Here is a 16,226-nt window from a genome sequence, read left to right on the forward strand (position 1 = left end):
TCTTGAAGTTGTTGTCAGCGAGCGCCACGGCGGACGGTGCGCTGGTAGGCCAGCCGGCTACGTGCTGATGCGGCGATCCGAGTGATGGCGTTGGTATAGACACCCAGCACTGTGAGTTGTCGCGACGATTCGGCAATCCGGAACATCGCCTCGAAGTATTCGGCTTGAGGCGGCACAAGAGGAGGGAACAGGCGTTGCTGTGCGAGCAGGACGTTGGAACGACGCAGCATGACGTCCTGTAGAGATGCTTCGAGAGTCTGACCCAGGGCGCTCGTCGATGGTTCGGGAAACCAGCGGCGATTCGGAATGAGACGAAGCAACAATCCAGTCCCAGCCATCCCAGAGAACACAGGTGATGCGGAGGCAGCCGATTGGAAGGCACGCTTCGCAACGGACTTCGAGTAGTCAATGTGGCCACTGTTTGAGGATTCGGTTACATGACGAAGCGAGTCGACTGCAATGTGACATCCGAGTTGATTCAGGTAGTTCTCGCGAATCTGCTGTACGGCAGCTGGATTGGACGCCGCTGCGCGATCAACGAGGTCATCGGATGCTATGGCCAGCCCGAAGGGGAGAACCATATCGCTCATTGGTTTGGCCAAGGTCGTGAGATCTGCACGAAACCCGAGGTCGGCCTGGTAGAGCAAGTTCTTACCCGCTCGGTGGTACCCGGTGAGTACTTCGTCGATTCCGATCAGGTAGCCGTAGTGTTCTCGGCCGCCGACAATGTCCCGAAGCAGGTCTTCGGGTAGGTGTCGACACTGCATACCTTGGATCAGTTCGCACCACACGAGTCCGACGTCGTACTGGTTGAGGGTCTCAGCAAACTGCTCTCGAGCGGTGTCTGCGAAGGCATCGATGTAGACAACGTTCCGGTTGTATGGAGCAAAAGCCTGAGGATGGGATGCGGAACGTTGCGGCCCATGCTTGCTGAGCGATATCGCAGGCAGGGTCTTTCCCGAGTAGTTGCCTTTGAATGTAACGATCGTTCTTCCTGGCGAGGCCAGAGCTGCAAGATAGAGAGCGTTGTCAACGGCCGTGGCACCGCTCACCGCCGGGAAGAGCCGTACACCGCCGACCTGTTCTCGCATTGCGCGTTCGAGATCGGCGAAGTAGTCGTGGTTGCTGTCGTGGCTCATGAGGATATCCGCGACGACGCTGGAAGGGTTATGCCCACGCAAGCTGGCTCCAGTGCCACCTGCGCAGTCGTACACGGTGCTCCCGTCGCGTAGCGTGAGGAGCATTCCCTTCGCCTCCACGATGTCGAGGTCTTGTCCGAACATCTCAAGCCCTGCTCCCGCGCTGGGGTTGACGTGCCGGCGGAAGTACGTGTTCCTGGTCTTGCGATCGCCGGAGATTGCGCACAGCAGGCTCTCGGTGTCACCGTCGATTGCACCTAAGTTCCGAAGGTGGTGTTCGACTAGGTGAAGGCAGTTTCCGTTCCCGCCAAATGTTGAGGTATGGGCAAGGCTGTCTGTGACGTTGTTCCAGACGCGATAGCTCGATGCCGGCATCACCATGCATCCGAACGGAACCTGATAGTCGGCAAGATTCTCACCAAAGACGTATACGTCTGGCACCGGCCCCAGATCGCCGATGTCGTCGCGAGAGCGCAGCGGGTGAAATCTGGCTAGTGCCACGAGGATTCCAGAATTCACCGCGGTTTCACGCACGCGAATCGATGACTTGTCGGCTGCGGAATCCTCCACCACAACAACTGCAACGTAGGCGGCCGATTCGATGGCTCGTTGGGCATCGTCGGCCGTGTGTACAACGTCGACGCCCGGATGCAGGTCTATGAAAGCGGTGAGTGACCACAGCATCGGGTCGTCGACGCTGCGGTTCCGCCCGTCGAAGACAAGGACGTGCCCCGAAGAAGAGTCATCGGCGATGATTGCGTTGTGCCGCAATAGCTTTATCGCGCCGAAGGTCGCCTCGTCTGCCGAGTTCGCAAAGAACGAGTAGTGCCTCTGCGGGTCGGTTTCCGGCCGCCGCACGGCGCGGTCGAGGACTACAGCTAGGCGAGCGGCCTCCTCGCTTACCGACGCGCCAGCGAACAGCATGTTGAGCCGCCCGTCGGCAGTCCGCTCCGCGATCGCATCCCGGGTCCGTTCACCCGCATTGCGGTACCTACTGAGTGTGCGCTCATCAGACAGCATTCGACTCCCCCTTGTCCTGAATACTCTCCCCTAATGAACATAGATACTGTCAATAAAGTTGATTGTCAAACGCTGGGATGCACGGGTGTGCACAGCGTGGAGGCCGGCCGTTCGATGTTCCGCGAAAGATGCAGCTCGGCTGCGTGGCGCGTCCGTGATTGCCACCCGGCACCACAAGGGCTGAGCGATGGGTGCGGTCGTGGACACCACCCGAAGAATGAGGTGGTGACGCACCGTACAAGCGGATTTCATGCCTAACTGGTCGTCAACCGAGTGCAGCAGGTATGCGCACCCATGGCCGAACCCTTCGAGGGGCGACACGAGGTTGGTCGCTTCGTGTAGCAGCGGCGTTGCCAAGCTACCCGGGCCGATCGTGCGCCGATCGCGGCAATCAGACCGGGGGGCGATACATTGCGTCGACGAGTTCTCCATCCGGCAGGTCGCCACTACCGTCGTCTATTCTCGCTCGGCACGCCCTACGAACTCGAACAGTCCCTGCGTCGGTAGAGCACGCGGATCATCGCCTCGACCTGCCGACGCGGGTATCGATGCCACTATGGCGGCAGCCGTTACGCGAGCTGGTGCGATTTTCGGAGCGTTCGCAGCCGTCGGCCTCGTCCTTCATGACGCCCGGAGGAACTTGGACTACAGGCTCCGCCACAGATTCGCCGTCAGCCTCCTATACCGAAGGCGGTAGGACAGTGAGACGCCGGATGTGTCGAGTGACAGAGACGAAGGCTTCGAGGTTTTCAGGCGAGACGTCCTTCAGCAGCCACTCGGCGGCCGTTGTCCGATGCGATTCGATCTGGGCTGCGAGATCGGTACCCGTTTCGGTTAGGGATACCAAATGTGCGCGCCGATCGGTCGGGTCCGGATGTCTCTCGATCAGCCCCTTTTGCCCTAGTACGTCCAGTACGGCGGCAACCTGCTGGGCACTGCAGCCCATCGCGTCGCTGATCTGACGCTGGCGCACCGGCCCCAAGTGGAATATCGCGTGCAGCATCCTCGCTCGAATCGAGGTGAGCCCTAGTTCTTTGACGCCTCGCTCCATCAAGTCGCTGAGCTGGGCACTCATCAGAAATGCCTCGTCCATAGCGGTGCGGGGTGAGGAGGCCAGCATTTCGTCCATATTTTGACTATAGTCACGATTGACTTCGGATTTGCTTGGTAATCGATGAGCAGGCGCCTGGGCGAACGGTCAAGGCAAGGGGCGAGTGCCCGACGAGTGTGCTCTGAGTTCGGCGATGGAAGCATCTGCAGCGGGCCTCATCGGGGCCTTGTCGGCGTGCTTGCCGCCGACCATCCACGGTGCAATCGGGGCCGACCACCGCCAGGTCGAGGTGGACGGGCACCGGATGAGCGTCGCGGTCCAGGGCTCAGGATCGCGAACCATCGTCCTGTTGCCCGGATAGGGCATACCGAAACCGATCCTCGACTTCGCCCCACTGGCCTAGCGCCTCGCCGAGCAGAACTCGGTCGTCGTCGTCGAGAACTTCGGACTTGGTCTCAGTGACGGCACCTACGCGGCCGCAACGCGCCGAGCCTCGGCAGGTCGGGCAATCCTGGCAGAACGGTTGGGCATATTGGCTGCCGAGATGACGGACGTTCTCAGGTCGTCAACTCAGGTGAGGGCTCCACCTACCAGCGAACGGCTCCGCATCAGAAACCGGCTTCTTCCCAGCCCTTCCGCAAGGTTCGCTGCGGGTTAGCAAGCGCCGCAGTTTTCGACGAATGCGCACGGCTTCTCGACCAGCGTCGGCACAGAGAACAGGGTGTGGGCGATCCTGTCAGCTGTATTCTGCGACTTCAGCAATTACAGATCGGGCAGCGGTGATCAGCTGTGACAGTCCGGGTTCCTCGATCGGGAAGTGCCCGCAGTTCTCGAGGAGGACCGACTGTGTGGGTGCGGCGATGCGGTCGAGGAACCGCTGGCTGGGTTGCGGCGGAGTCCATCGGTCCGCTGCGGGGTGAAGAAGCGTGACCGGGGCGGCGGTGAACTGCTCAGGTGCGGTGTGCGGGTAGGTGAACCAGTCGGCGAGGAATCCGAGAGGGACCCAGACCCCACCTCCTCGTGGGTCAGAACTGCACAGGCGTGACAGGTCGGGGTTGTTGCTCATCTGGTTCATGCGTACGAGCCACTTGATCGGTAGTCGCAGATTGCTGGCAACCCGCGCAACAGGCGGCAGGAGTGTGGGTGCAGCCTTGCCCGCGAAACTCCATCGGGCTGCGGCCGCCCGGGCTTCAGGATCGGCGGTGTCGAGTAGGCAGGTCGCCAGCACTGCAGCGACTTGTCTTGTGCGAGCGGCGACCTCGTATGCCATCATCCCGCCCATACTCGCCCCGAAGAGCACCAGCGGACGCGGGTCGCTGGCCCGCTCGGCTTCGACCAAGTCGCAGAGCAGGTCGATCCAATCTCGGTAGCGAACCTGCGCCGGCCGAGGTTCGACGGTGAGTCCGTAGATCGGCATATCGGGGAACAGGATTTCGACGCCTTCGTCCGCGGCCAGGGATGCAAAGGGCCAGAGAGCCATTGCGTGACCACCGGCGCCGTGGATTCCCATGACACGGACGGGCGCATCGGGGCGAGAAGCACGCGCGATGTGGACACGGCGACCGCGCCATTGCCACCACGTCGACTCCGGTTCGCTGCTAGCCGATCGGTAGCCCTCCGGAAGGAAACCTGCATATCGAGCCGCGTCCGTCATCTGAATCTCCCCCTGTTGCTGCCCGCACCACCTCACCCCGTTGGACCGGCTTGGCGGGTGTCATCGCCAGCTGGCGATGCATCTATCAAACACGCTATCATCGCCGTATGGCGATTGATAGTGACAAGTGCCTGGCCGCGGGCACCGGCTCGAGTCTGGATGCGGCGGCGGCGTTGTTCCACAGCCTCTCCGACGGAACCCGGCTGGCGATCGTGCGCCGATTGGCCAATGGCGAGGCTCGGGTGGCGGACCTGGTCAGCGAGCTCGGATTGGCACAGTCCACAGTGTCCGCGCACGTGGCGTGCCTGCGTGATTGCGGATTGGTGCAGGGGCGGCCAGAGGGACGGCAGGTGTTCTACTCGCTGGCGCCGCCGGAACTGCTCGACCTGTTGTCTGCGGCCGAGACCCTGCTCGCGGCAACGGGATCGGCGGTCTCGTTGTGTCCGAACTACGGCACCGACACAGGCGCAGAGGTGACGGGATGAGTGACGTGTGCGGGTGCGGCCACGACGAACCCACCCCGAAAGCGGACAAGCCCGCCAACCGGAGAAGAGGTGACAGGTCACCGAGGTCCGGACCGCCGCCGACGCGGGCAGGCTGGTGCACGAGGCCGGGGCGATTGTCGTGACTTCGATGCCCGCACACATCCGATCCGCCTACACCGCAGAAATGTCCGCGGCCCGCACCCTCGACTCCGATTCGGGGCGCTGGGAGCATCTCGAGCGCGCGCACATCATCTCTCAGCCGTATCCGTGGCCGCACACCCGCAACCACTTCGCCATGCTCGCCCTCGCTTTGCGTCAGCGCGACCGTCGCGAGGCCCTCGGGCAGATCGTGAGGGTCATCGTCGCCGCACCAGGATCGGCACTTAACCGATACCCCGAGGGCAACACCGGCCGCACCGCCGCCGGGCTGACCACACCGATGCAGGTCCCGGACGATTTGGCCCAAATTCTGGCCGACAGGACCTGATCCGCTATGGATCCGGAGAGTCCGGCCTCGGGTAGACGCCAAGAGGCTGACCCGCGCCATCCGGGCCGACGGATGGGCGCGCATCCGCATCCGCAGCGGCCCCACCCGACAGACCAGACCGCCCTACGGAAACGCCGCCAACTGACAAGCCCGCGGTGACCAACAAGATCCTGAAAGCTGGGTGAATCGAACGGCCTGTGCGGCCCGAAGGACAAGCACGAACAAACCTGGAGCTCATCCAGATTGTGCGATCTGGAGCCGTCCTTATGTGTGATTACCGACCGGTCAACCTAATCAATCCGCGTGCAGCCCAGCGCGCTCCGCCATTGGTGAACACCCCTCCACTCCACCATCCACGTGGCATTCACCTATTGAGGCCCGTTGCGTTCACCAATGAGACCTCAGGCCGAACCCGATTCCCCTCGGTACTGCGCGGTTGGGCAGATTCGGTGGTTTCTCGGCCTTTTCACGGCACGATCCCGTCTCAAGCTGGGCACGGTTCCTTCACAGTGCGCCTGGCGTTGACCGATTCCGCGATGCGACCGAAGTCGAGTCGCGGGATCCGTGGATTTCGCTGCCGCGGCCGGGTCGCGATCTGCCGGTTCAGGCGAAAGTGTCAAGATCGAGGACGATTTCGACACCTTCCTTTTCAATGACGATCCTCGCGTGTTCGGCGCCGGTCGCGGCGAGGTATTGCCGCAGCGTTGACAGCATGAGATCGTCGCGGCGCTCGATTCGGGACACGGTTCCTTGGTCAGTGTCGAGCAATGCGGCGACTTGTTGCTGCGTGAGGTTGCCGGCCTTACGGATGTCGGCGAGTCTTTCGGCGTGGACTCGTTTGAGGTCCTGGGTTTCCGAGATGGGCGCGTCGACGTTCACACACTCAGTATGTATTTGAAACCATATGGTGTCAACGCCATGTTGGCGGTAGGGTTGCTGGGTGACTTCGCCGACGCCACCCGCCGCCCTGGTCAGCTGGGCACACAAGAACACCGCCTGGGCCCCGGAGCAGGAGCAGTCGTGGGAGAACGCGGTCAGGTCCCTTGTGGAGTGTCTGCGTGCGAAGGGTGTCGATGCACACGTCGACCTCTACTACCAGAGCGACAGTTCGATCGACTGGACTCGTTGGGGTCAGAAGATGGTCCGCGACAGCGACTTCGTAATTGTCGCGGTCAGCACGGCGTGGAAACAGCGCTGGGAGGGAACGAACGAACCCACCGTCGGTGCCGGCGCGGTCGTGGAGGCGGACACCCTCAAGGGACGGTTCAACAAGAACCAGCACGAGTTTCAGCAGAAGACGCTGATCGTGATGCTTCCGGGCGTGTCCGACGAAGATCTACCCGCGGACCTGTACCGGCTCAACCGGTTCTACATCAAAGAGTTCACCGACACCGACGATGGCATCCAACGTCTCCTTCGTATGCTGCACAAGCGTCCTTTGCACGTCCTTCCAGAGTTGGGCCTGCTGCCTGACCTGCCTCCGGAACGATCAGCGCTGTCGCCGAAACTCATCCCGGCCGAGTCGAGCAGTCTGCAGTCGCCGGCGCGTGGCCGAGCGACCGGCGGCATTGGAGGCCCGGAGCCATCGGGGAACACCGCGACGCGAGACATCAGCGTCGTCGGCAACGGCAACACGGTCACCGTGGGCGGCTACCACGTACACAACACCCACATCACCACGACAGCTACAACGCCCTACGAGAAAGCAGATCGAAATGAGTACCTCGACCGGCTGAACTCGGCCTCTCGGTCGAGGCTCGAACACCGGCGACTCGGTGCCGGACTCTCGCCGGAACAGGTCGCTCGGACCCTCACCGAACGGGTACGGGTTCCTCAGCAACTCGATGAACTCATCGCCAGTGACTACCGTTTGCTCGTCGGTCCGCTGGGATCAGGTAAGTCCGACATCGCCGAAGAATGGTTCCGTTGCCGCATCGAGGACGCCAAGAAGAACCCGACAGCGCCCGTGCCGGTATGGGTACCCGTCCGGGACCTTGACGGGCAGATTAGTGATCACATCGTCAGCGAGGTCGGACTCGATGCTCTGACCGGTCTCGGCGCCGACGTCGTGGTCGACGGCCTTGACGAGCGCACCGACGAGGCAGCCACAGTTCTCCGACAGGCCTCCGAGTTCGTCGCCAAATGGCCGAAGTCGAGAATCATCCTGACATCGAGAACGCAGGAGAAGGTCACCAAACGCGTCGTTCCAGTCCCGATGCTGACCAGGTCGAGCGCCGAGCGGCTGATGAGACTGGTCGCGGGGCGCCCGATTGGCGGCCTGGGACGGCACCTCGAAGAGGCCGTTGAGCGCCCGTTCTTCGCCCTTCTGGTGGCCTTGCACGCCAGCGCTGTGGAAGGCACGACCGGGGTTCCGGAACTGATCGACCTCGTCGTTGAGGACGTCGTTGCTGCCGAAGGGCACAATCTGTACACCGGACTGCGGCGCCTCGCGGTCGAGACAATTCGCAGCGGCAAGGCTGTTGATCCCGCGCGGTTCACCACAACCGATGTGGCCGTGCAGATTCGGAAATCGTCTCTGGTGACGACTACGGGGCGGAAATGCAACTTCTCCCTCACAATCTACGAGCAGTGGTTCGCAGCGAAAGCTCTCCTGGAGGGGGAGGAGTCTGTCGACGAGCTACTGACATCGCTGCGGGCTTTCGACCGCTGGAAGTACGTGCTCGCGATGGTCCTCGCCGCAGGGGAGCCCACCCGAGTTGACCCGGTGATGGCGGCGGTCGCGCGATGGAACCCCGGTGCCGCATCGTGGGTGATCGACGAAACCCACAGCGGCGGACTCTCACACACCGCTCCGGACTTCGAGCCCGATGACTGGGAAGAGGTGGGCCACAGGCTCCGCACTGCCACCGCGGCGTGGCTGGACGGACTCGGCCCCCTCGCCGAGGCATTCTTCCTCTTCTCGGCCGCCGAGGCCCAGGACCTCGACGAGGTCACCGTGGCGGTCAATATCGACTGCTCCAAGCTGGCCGTCAGCTGGATGGTCTCCGATGTTGGGACGAACGACGTTCTTCCTTCGGTGATTTCAGGGAACCTACCGATGGATCGCTCGCGAGTCTCTCGTAGCCACGCCGTCCCGACCGGGCTGAATTGGGTATGGGAAATCTCGCGCGACCACCTCGCTGACGACGTGGCGCAGCGCTTCCTCGGGATTGCTCTACGAATCGGTCAGCAGCAACCCGGCGTTGTCCAGCGCGAGGTGCACGACGGGACCAGAATCCGAAATGCACAGTTCGCATTGCCCGGACAACTCGAAGCTGATCCCGAGGCAATTGCTCCCCTGTACCCGGAGGGCGACATCGCACCGACGTACGCGACGCCCTGGTGGTCCTTCACACCCGAGCGGATGCTTGACCGTGTGCAGCAGGTCATCACTGCGGCGATGACCTGTTATCTCGAACTCGCCGAGACCGTGACTCCCCGATTCGGAGACACCCTCGGACACCGCGGTCTCATGCCGGCAGAGTTTTACGGAAACGTCTCCCACGACCCGACCCGCGAACGCAGCCCGTTCGAATTTCCCGGGCTGGACGAGCCCGGGATCCGATGGTTGCTCAAACCGACTGGCACGCCGAGCCCGGACGGACGTCGCCCCGGATTCAACACAGTGTCGCTGACACTGAACGACGAAGCACGGATCAAAGAGATCGACGATGACCGCGACGCGCTCTACAGCTCATTCAGAGCCTACGTCGAGGCGTACCCCCCGTACGAAGCCTTCGCGCCCAATTTCTCCACTCACTCTGGCCGCTTCGACATGCACAGCGCCACGCCAGCGACCAGGCTCGCACTGTCGTGGCTGTGGGAGGACCTCACAGAGCTTGGCTGGGTAGAGGGACACTTTCCGTCGAGTTGGTAACCCGCGGAAGTCAGAGAGACGCTTTTCGGTCACCGTCCGACCTCAACCATGTTTCCCCGTCGACGTCGTCAAAGACCCCGTAGTTGCAGGCCCGGCACGGGATCACATGCGCCTGAGCGGTGTGGCCCACGCCGAACTGGACGGACCCGACCAACTCTCGAACTGCAGTGCGGGGCACCAAAGTCCGACTCATCGAGGAGTTCCTTGTAGCCGAGGAATCTCCTCGGTGTCTCGCATCACTGGGCCACGGCTCGACGATGCAACCCGACTGAGCATGTCCACGCTCGGCCAAGTCCGACATCGATCTGAGGATCCAGGAAGCAACGATCCTCCACGTATGCGGACCGAAGAGTTTCGCTTCCGATGCACTCAACGAGCCACTCCGTCGCGTCCGACCAAGCAGATACCTGAGCCAGGTACAACTACGAGGGACGAGAATCCAAGGAGCCCATCAGGTCGGTGTGATCCAAAGCCTCCACTAAGTGTGATCACCAACTGGTCAACCAATCCACTCCGCAGGCGGCCCAGCACGACCCGTCATAGGTGAACACCCCCCCCGTAGTGTCCGTCTTCCCAGAACAGGGGCGACAGCGCGAAGATCAGCGGCCCGACGACGAGACCGAGAACTTGCAGCCGTGGCACAAGCATGGCACTGATGGTAGACACACGCCCGAAGCAGATCGTCGAATTCCGCCACATGGCGGTTCCGGCTCCCGCCGTTACCTGCGGATGCTGATCGGGGACCAGCAGACCGACAAACCCCACCCGATGGTGCTGCGCCGGCTCGCCCGCCAGGGCACTACGGTCACCGCAGACTCGGCCCGCACCTTGCTTGAGGACGTCGCGCGACAGTAGGCCACCACCGGCCGGCAGGTCACACCCTGGGAAGTCGACCGGGCCGCGCGGCGAGTGGGTACGAGACGTTGGCGTGCTGGTCAGCCCCTCCCTCAACCGCTACAACTTTCAGCTCACATGAGCTTGTATTCCGCGGCGGCGCCCGGAACCGGGAATCCACGAACCCATCGGCTTGGGGTGCGTCGCGCTGACAAGTCGTGTATTGGCATTCCCTGAGCCTTCGTTAGATCTGCTCGACGCGGTTGATGGGGACTGTCCAATGAACGATGGATCCGCCTTGGCGCCGGTGGCGGGACACTGAGCGGGCCGGGAGGAATCGTACGAGCCCGAGGCACGACGGATGGGGTTGGGCCGCAATGGTTCCCCCTCGAGGATGAACTCCTTAGGCACGACGATCTGACGGATGGACCGACCCCCAGCCAGATGGCACGCGCCGTGCACCCAGCGACACCCTCACCGACCTTGTCGAGTTGTGCGGCATCCTGGAAGCCGACTGGCGGTGGTCCGTGTGATGAGCTGGCACCGGGCTATCGACCCGCGGACCGGTGGGGGATCGCCGATCACGGCCGGACTACGGTCGGGTGAGGCGAAGTTCTCGATCACCACATACATCTCGCGGGGGGGGGGGACTTCCAGCGCTGGCAGATGATCGGGCCGCGCTCCTATTTTCTTCATTCTTGATGGATGGATGGAGGGTGTTCACCTATGACGGTTCATTCTGGGCTGCATGCAGATTGGATTGTTTGACCACTCGGTAATCACACTTGAGGACGGTTCCAAATCACACAAATCTGGATCCGTTCGAAGTTAGTGGCCGACAGGACGTGACTAGGGCGTGTCTCCTAAAGCCGGTGATTGTTCGCGCGATGATTCTTGAGTGAGTCGCGAGTGAGGACACACCCTAGAGTCCCCGGAGCCCGAGCAGCCGACTCGCGAGGCGAGGTGGTCGATCCCCTCGCCCCCTCAGTCGATCTACGAGCTCAGGCGTGTGGGGTGGGAACGAGTCGAGGATCTCAGCGGGCCCGAACGCGATGGATTCTCCCCGTTTCGCACGGTCTTGAGCATCCGTCCAACCCGTGATGAGGAGATACCATCCCGCTTCCGCGACTACTGGCGAGGCTGAGGTCAAGACCGCATCGACCTCCACGACTCCGTCACTGAGCGTGGCGACATCCTCGACCGCCCGAGATATCACCACGATCTTCGCCGATGGATCGCTGTTCCAGACGGTCGCGTTGGACCACCGCTTGACGAGCTCGGTCTCCTTGCATTCTCGGGCATCTTGACGCCACCAGAATGCGAGGAGCCCCGCCACGATGAGTCCAGTGGAGCCCCAGAGAACGAACTCGAACACGCCCACATCATAGGGATCGATACGCCAGCCTCTCCGAGAGGCGGGCGTATCCGAGAAGAGCATGCAGAGGTCGGCGACAAGCGCGTCAAAGAGCACGATCAGAAGGCGATGAGTGTCAACAGTCCGAAGCGCCCTGGCGCCACCGTGGGCGATGACCAGACATTTAGGGGACACGCCTTAGGTGTCCGATGGGCGCAGCTCCACGATGGATGGATGGTGGAGAGGTGTTCACCTATGCCGGTTCGGTCTGGGCTGCATGCGGATTGGATAGGTTGACCAGTTGGTAATCACACATCGCGAGGGTTCCAGATCACATAAATCTGGATGAGTTCCATACGTGTGATGTCCTGGCCGAGGGTGGGCGACAGAGTGGGCATCGAACGGGGAAAGGAGGATCGTCTACGCATCCACCCCTGTCCCGGCCATTGCCTCGCCAACCAGCCAGCCGGATTCGCTCATTCGGTATCGCGGCCCTCGCGGGTGAGCATGCGATATGACCAGTTCCAGGCCAGCTCGAAGGGGCCGCGGGTGAACTTCCGCAACCAGGCCCACGAGAACACGATCAGGAGCGCGGAGATCGTCGCGAATACCGCGTACGTGCCGTAGGTCGGGTCGAGTTGTTGGAAGAACGGACGGTTGAAGAGAAGCCGCTGAGCGAGCACGCCGAGTACGTTCTGCAGCAGGTAGCAGCTCAGTGCCATGCGGCCGACGTTGGACAGCATGCGTCTCGGGGCGCCGACCCGACCGCGTCGGCCGATGTACTCGCCGGTCAGTGCCAGGATGCCGAGAGCGACGCCGGCGGCGGCACCGTACCTGGCGAACTGGTTGAGGCTCGACGGGAATACCGAGGTCATGGACAGTAGGTAGTCCAGTGGAAGTGCGACACCGAATCCGAAGCTCATCATCGCGAACCGCAGCCGGCGCCTCTCCTCCGTGAAGATGCCGATTCGGTATAGCTTCGCGCCGAGCAGGAACAGGCCCAGTCCCATGAGCAGGATGGTCAGGAACTCCGATCCGTAGCCGAAGCTCCAGCCGAGGCCCTTGATGTTGGAGACCACCTCGGCGAGGTAGCTGCTGGAAATGGTGTCGCTGGGCAGTGTGTCGGCCCGTGTCAGGTCCATCCGTGTCGGGTCCATCGGTGGCGGGTCCATCTCCGGCCGCTCGACGCTGCTGCGGTGGCCCTGCCAGGCCATCACCGCGAAATGCACGGTCAGAAACAGACCGATCAACCAGTACTGGACCCGTTCGCTCGTCAGCAACAGAAACGCGACGAGCACACCCACGACGGCGTAGGCGCGCAGCACATCGAACTGGACAACGAAGATGTAGTTCAGAACACCGTCGGCGAACAACAACAGAGCGCGGACTGGGTATTTGCCCGGCCATCTCGCGCCCGCCCGCAGCGCGGACTGACGCTGGATCTCGAGCCCAATGCCGAACATGATGGTGAGCAGCCCCAGGAACTTGCCATTCGGCAGCCATCCCGAGAAGTTGTACAGCCAACTACTCGCGGCAGACGAGCCTCGGAGCGTGCCGAAGCCACTTGTGAAGATCCAGACATTGCTAGCCAGCGTGCCCAGAATGGCGATACCGCGCAGCACATCCAGCGCGAGAACTCGCTCGCTCTTCGGTTTGTCCCCCACAGCGGCTTCGGCTGTGGCAGTGGTCGTCACGACGCGGTCCCTTCCTCTCGAGTCGTGTCCGACGCTATGGCGCGGCAGACGGCCCGTCGTCGCCCTTGGGGACGATTCGTGCCAGCCACCTGGCTGCACAAACTTCGGCCACTCGTCGCCGGTCGACCGGCGTATCGTTGCTGCCGATGATCAGAACGATGGTGATCGACGACGAAGCGCTGGTCAGGACCGGTTTCGAGTTGATTCTCGGCCAGGATCCGGAGATCGAGGTCGTTGCGACGGCAGATGACCGAACGGCGCTCGACCGGATCGAGCGGCACCGCCCCGATGTGGTGCTGCTCGACATTCGCATGCCGCACATCGACGGGTTGACCATTCTGCGCGAGACGCTGCGACGCGACGAACCGCCAGCCGTGGCCATCCTCACCACGTTCGACGCGGACGAATACGTTGTCGAGGCACTGCAGCTGGGCGCGTCGGGGTTCCTGCTCAAGGACACCGATCCACGTCAACTCGCGACTCTGGTGAAGACTCTCGCGGCCGGTGGCGTTGTGCTGTCGCCCCGTGTGACCAGGTCGGTCATAAGCGGATTCGCCGCGTCCAGCGCGGTCGCCTCGGCCGTGACCTCGGTCGCGAAACTGACCGAACGAGAGCGCACCGTGCTCGCACACGCGTCGGTTGGCCTGTCCAACCGGGAAATCGCCGGACTCGTCCAGCACAGCATCGGGACGGTGAAGGACGATATGAGCGCGGTGCTTGCCAAGTTCGGCGTAGCGACCCGCGTTCAGGCCGCGTTGATTGCGCAGCAGGCCGGGCTGATCGACGGTGAGTCGCCGTGATCGATCATCCCTTGATCGCGCGGCTGGCGTTCGTGGCTCTGATCTTTGTTGCGGCGCTCGATATCTGGCTGGTCGGTGGCGGTATGGACGGGCAGGGGCAGGCTGCCGTCATGATAGGTATTGCCGCGCTCTTTCTGCGTTCCCGGTTTCCGGTCGTAGCGTTCGTGGCGACCTTGCCGGTCGCGGCGCTCGGAGTGTCCGTGTTGATCCCGGCCATTGCCATCTACAGCGTGGGCCGTTGGATCCGGCGTGATGCTGTGGTGGTGCTGTGCGTCGCCGCCCTCTGCGTCGCGGGGATTGTGAGCCGGTACCCGATCGATTGGCGAATCGATACGCGGTGGTTCGTCAGTGATCTCATATTCATCGTCATGCTCGCGGCGGCACCGGTGCTCCTCGGCCGACTGGTCGCATCCCGAATCACGTTGCAGGGCAAGATCGCCGAGATCACCCGTGCCCACGAGGAGGGTGATGTTCTGCGCACCGAGACCGCGCTCGCCCGTGACCGTGCCCAGCTCGCTCGCGAGATGCACGATGTCGTCTCCCATCAGGTCAGCCTGATCGCGGTGCAGGCCGGTGCGTTAGAGGTGAGCAGTCGCGACGAGCTCACCGCGGACATCGCGGCGACCATCCGGACACTCAGCGTTCGAACGCTCGACGAGCTGCGACACATGATCACCGTGCTGCGCGCATCCGGCACCAGCGCAACTGGTCTGGCCCCGCAACCGACCGTCGCTCAGTTGACCGAGCTCGTGGAGTCCAGCGGACTCGACGTCTCGGTCCGCGGCAACCTGCCGCCGGATCTGCCTGCCGCGATCCAGCGGGCGATCTATCGCACCGTGCAGGAGGCGCTCACCAATGTCCGTAAGCACGCCCCCGGCGCGCGGGTCACTGTCGACTACGGTTCGAGTACGACCACTATCACTGTTGCTGTGGTGAACAGCCACTCCGAGGCGCCTGCAATGGAGCTACCCGGTTCGCGGCACGGGCTGCGCGGTCTGACAGAACGCGCCGAACTGTTGGGCGGCACGCTCAGCGCGCAGTCGGAACCCGACGGGGGCTTCGGGGTCGAACTGTGTCTGCCTTGGTCATCACGCCCGCACTGAGAAGTTCCGGCAGGCCACCACCCTTACGGGTGAACCCCCTCCGCTTCCCCCCGTGGATCCGCGTGGGTGGGTGGAGGGGTCAGCCGGAGGGTCGGCGCTGCGCCCGCGGCGGCGCGCCGAACAGTGTTGCGGTGAATCCGGGTGCCAGCCCGCGCACCAATTCATCAGCGGGCATCGAGGCTGTCGGTTCGAGACGCAGGACGTAGCGGGCGTGGATGACACCGAGCGCCTGCGCGGCGAACAGTCCGGCGCGGGCGCGCGCCCCGGTGCCGCCGAGGTGTTCGGCCAGCACGGTGACGAGTTCGCGGTCGATCATCTCCCTGATCAGCCGGGCCAGATCCTCGTCGTGGGCGGCGGCGGTGAGCAGTACGCGAATCGTGCCGCCGCGCTGCGGATCGTCCCAGGTGGAGACCAGAGCCGTCAGCACCCGGGCGGCCAATCGCGCCGGGGGACCGGGCAGTGCCTCGGCCAACAGGTCCGCCGGGTTCGCCGACAGCGCCATGGCGGCAGCGAAAAGTCCACGCTTGGAACCAAAGAAATAGCTGATCAGCGCCGCGTTCACACCGGCATCGGCGGCGAGGGAACGCATCGTGACCTTGACGTAGCCCTCGGCGAGAAAACGCCGGCGCGCGACCTCGAGGATGCCGCGCCGGGTATCGGGCGCTCCGGATCGGCGGCCGCGGGGCCCGGGTTTATTCATCGCCGTTGATTCTAGGCAGCGGTGCGGT

12 protein-coding genes are annotated in these 16,226 nt (G+C 63.1%); 5 read left to right on the top strand and 7 right to left on the bottom strand.

The features are described from left to right. Nucleotides 1-14: 14 nt before the first annotated feature. The 3 genes from RM1_RS16270 to RM1_RS16280 form a co-directional block, all read right to left on the bottom strand. Nucleotides 15-2,159 carry an aminotransferase class III-fold pyridoxal phosphate-dependent enzyme gene (locus RM1_RS16270; protein WP_072752792.1) on the bottom strand — a complete coding sequence of 715 codons (2,145 nt, stop codon included), beginning with the start codon at nucleotides 2,157-2,159 and terminating at the stop codon, nucleotides 15-17. A gap of 679 nt (nucleotides 2,160-2,838) precedes the next feature. Beyond that, nucleotides 2,839-3,288, bottom strand: a complete 450-nt coding sequence (locus tag RM1_RS16275; protein ID WP_072752793.1) for a MarR family winged helix-turn-helix transcriptional regulator — start codon at nucleotides 3,286-3,288, stop codon at nucleotides 2,839-2,841. Between the two features lie 658 nt (nucleotides 3,289-3,946). After that, nucleotides 3,947-4,864 carry an alpha/beta hydrolase gene (locus tag RM1_RS16280; RefSeq protein WP_083576778.1) on the bottom strand — a complete coding sequence of 306 codons (918 nt, stop codon included), beginning with the start codon at nucleotides 4,862-4,864 and terminating at the stop codon, nucleotides 3,947-3,949. 107 nt (nucleotides 4,865-4,971) lie between these two features. Between RM1_RS16280 and RM1_RS16285 the strand changes: the two genes are divergently transcribed. Both RM1_RS16285 and RM1_RS16290 read left to right on the top strand, forming a co-directional pair. Further along, on the top strand, nucleotides 4,972-5,349 hold the full coding sequence (locus tag RM1_RS16285; protein ID WP_072752794.1) for an ArsR/SmtB family transcription factor: 378 nt from the start codon (nucleotides 4,972-4,974) through the stop codon (nucleotides 5,347-5,349). A 148-nt stretch (nucleotides 5,350-5,497) separates the two neighbouring features. After that, on the top strand, nucleotides 5,498-5,836 hold the full coding sequence (locus RM1_RS16290) for a DUF3703 domain-containing protein (protein WP_072752862.1): 339 nt from the start codon (nucleotides 5,498-5,500) through the stop codon (nucleotides 5,834-5,836). A gap of 603 nt (nucleotides 5,837-6,439) precedes the next feature. Here the strand turns inward: RM1_RS16290 and RM1_RS16295 are convergent. Beyond that, nucleotides 6,440-6,715 carry a helix-turn-helix domain-containing protein gene (locus RM1_RS16295; RefSeq protein WP_245816387.1) on the bottom strand — a complete coding sequence of 92 codons (276 nt, stop codon included), beginning with the start codon at nucleotides 6,713-6,715 and terminating at the stop codon, nucleotides 6,440-6,442. 61 nt (nucleotides 6,716-6,776) lie between these two features. On the opposite strand from RM1_RS16295, the gene RM1_RS16300 reads away from it, so the two are divergent. Then, on the top strand, nucleotides 6,777-9,713 hold the full coding sequence (locus RM1_RS16300; RefSeq protein WP_143069486.1) for an NACHT domain-containing protein: 2,937 nt from the start codon (nucleotides 6,777-6,779) through the stop codon (nucleotides 9,711-9,713). A gap of 1,756 nt (nucleotides 9,714-11,469) precedes the next feature. On the opposite strand, the gene RM1_RS16305 is transcribed toward RM1_RS16300, so the two are convergent. Then, nucleotides 11,470-12,018 carry a hypothetical protein gene (locus RM1_RS16305; RefSeq protein ID WP_072752796.1) on the bottom strand — a complete coding sequence of 183 codons (549 nt, stop codon included), beginning with the start codon at nucleotides 12,016-12,018 and terminating at the stop codon, nucleotides 11,470-11,472. 359 nt (nucleotides 12,019-12,377) lie between these two features. Then, nucleotides 12,378-13,595 (bottom strand): DUF418 domain-containing protein, encoded by a 1,218-nt coding sequence (locus RM1_RS16310; protein WP_072752797.1) that lies wholly within the window; start codon nucleotides 13,593-13,595, stop codon nucleotides 12,378-12,380. A 158-nt stretch (nucleotides 13,596-13,753) separates the two neighbouring features. On the opposite strand from RM1_RS16310, the gene RM1_RS16315 reads away from it, so the two are divergent. Together RM1_RS16315 and RM1_RS16320 are read left to right on the top strand one after the other, a co-directional pair. Next, nucleotides 13,754-14,395: a response regulator transcription factor gene (locus RM1_RS16315; RefSeq protein WP_245816389.1), complete on the top strand. Its 642-nt coding sequence runs from the start codon at nucleotides 13,754-13,756 to the stop codon at nucleotides 14,393-14,395. Continuing rightward, a complete protein-coding gene (locus RM1_RS16320) occupies nucleotides 14,392-15,498 on the top strand; it encodes a sensor histidine kinase (RefSeq protein WP_072752799.1) in 1,107 nt (368 codons plus the stop codon). Before RM1_RS16315 ends, RM1_RS16320 begins: the two co-directional genes overlap by 4 nt. Nucleotides 15,499-15,577: 79 nt before the next feature. Here RM1_RS16320 and RM1_RS16325 read toward each other — a convergent pair whose 3' ends face one another. Further along, nucleotides 15,578-16,198 carry a TetR/AcrR family transcriptional regulator gene (locus tag RM1_RS16325; RefSeq protein ID WP_072752800.1) on the bottom strand — a complete coding sequence of 207 codons (621 nt, stop codon included), beginning with the start codon at nucleotides 16,196-16,198 and terminating at the stop codon, nucleotides 15,578-15,580. Between the last annotated feature and the right edge of the window lie 28 nt (nucleotides 16,199-16,226).

The organism is Rhodococcus maanshanensis NBRC 100610 (assembly GCF_001894865.1).
Classification (GTDB): Bacteria; Actinomycetota; Actinomycetes; order Mycobacteriales; family Mycobacteriaceae; genus Rhodococcus_G; species Rhodococcus_G maanshanensis.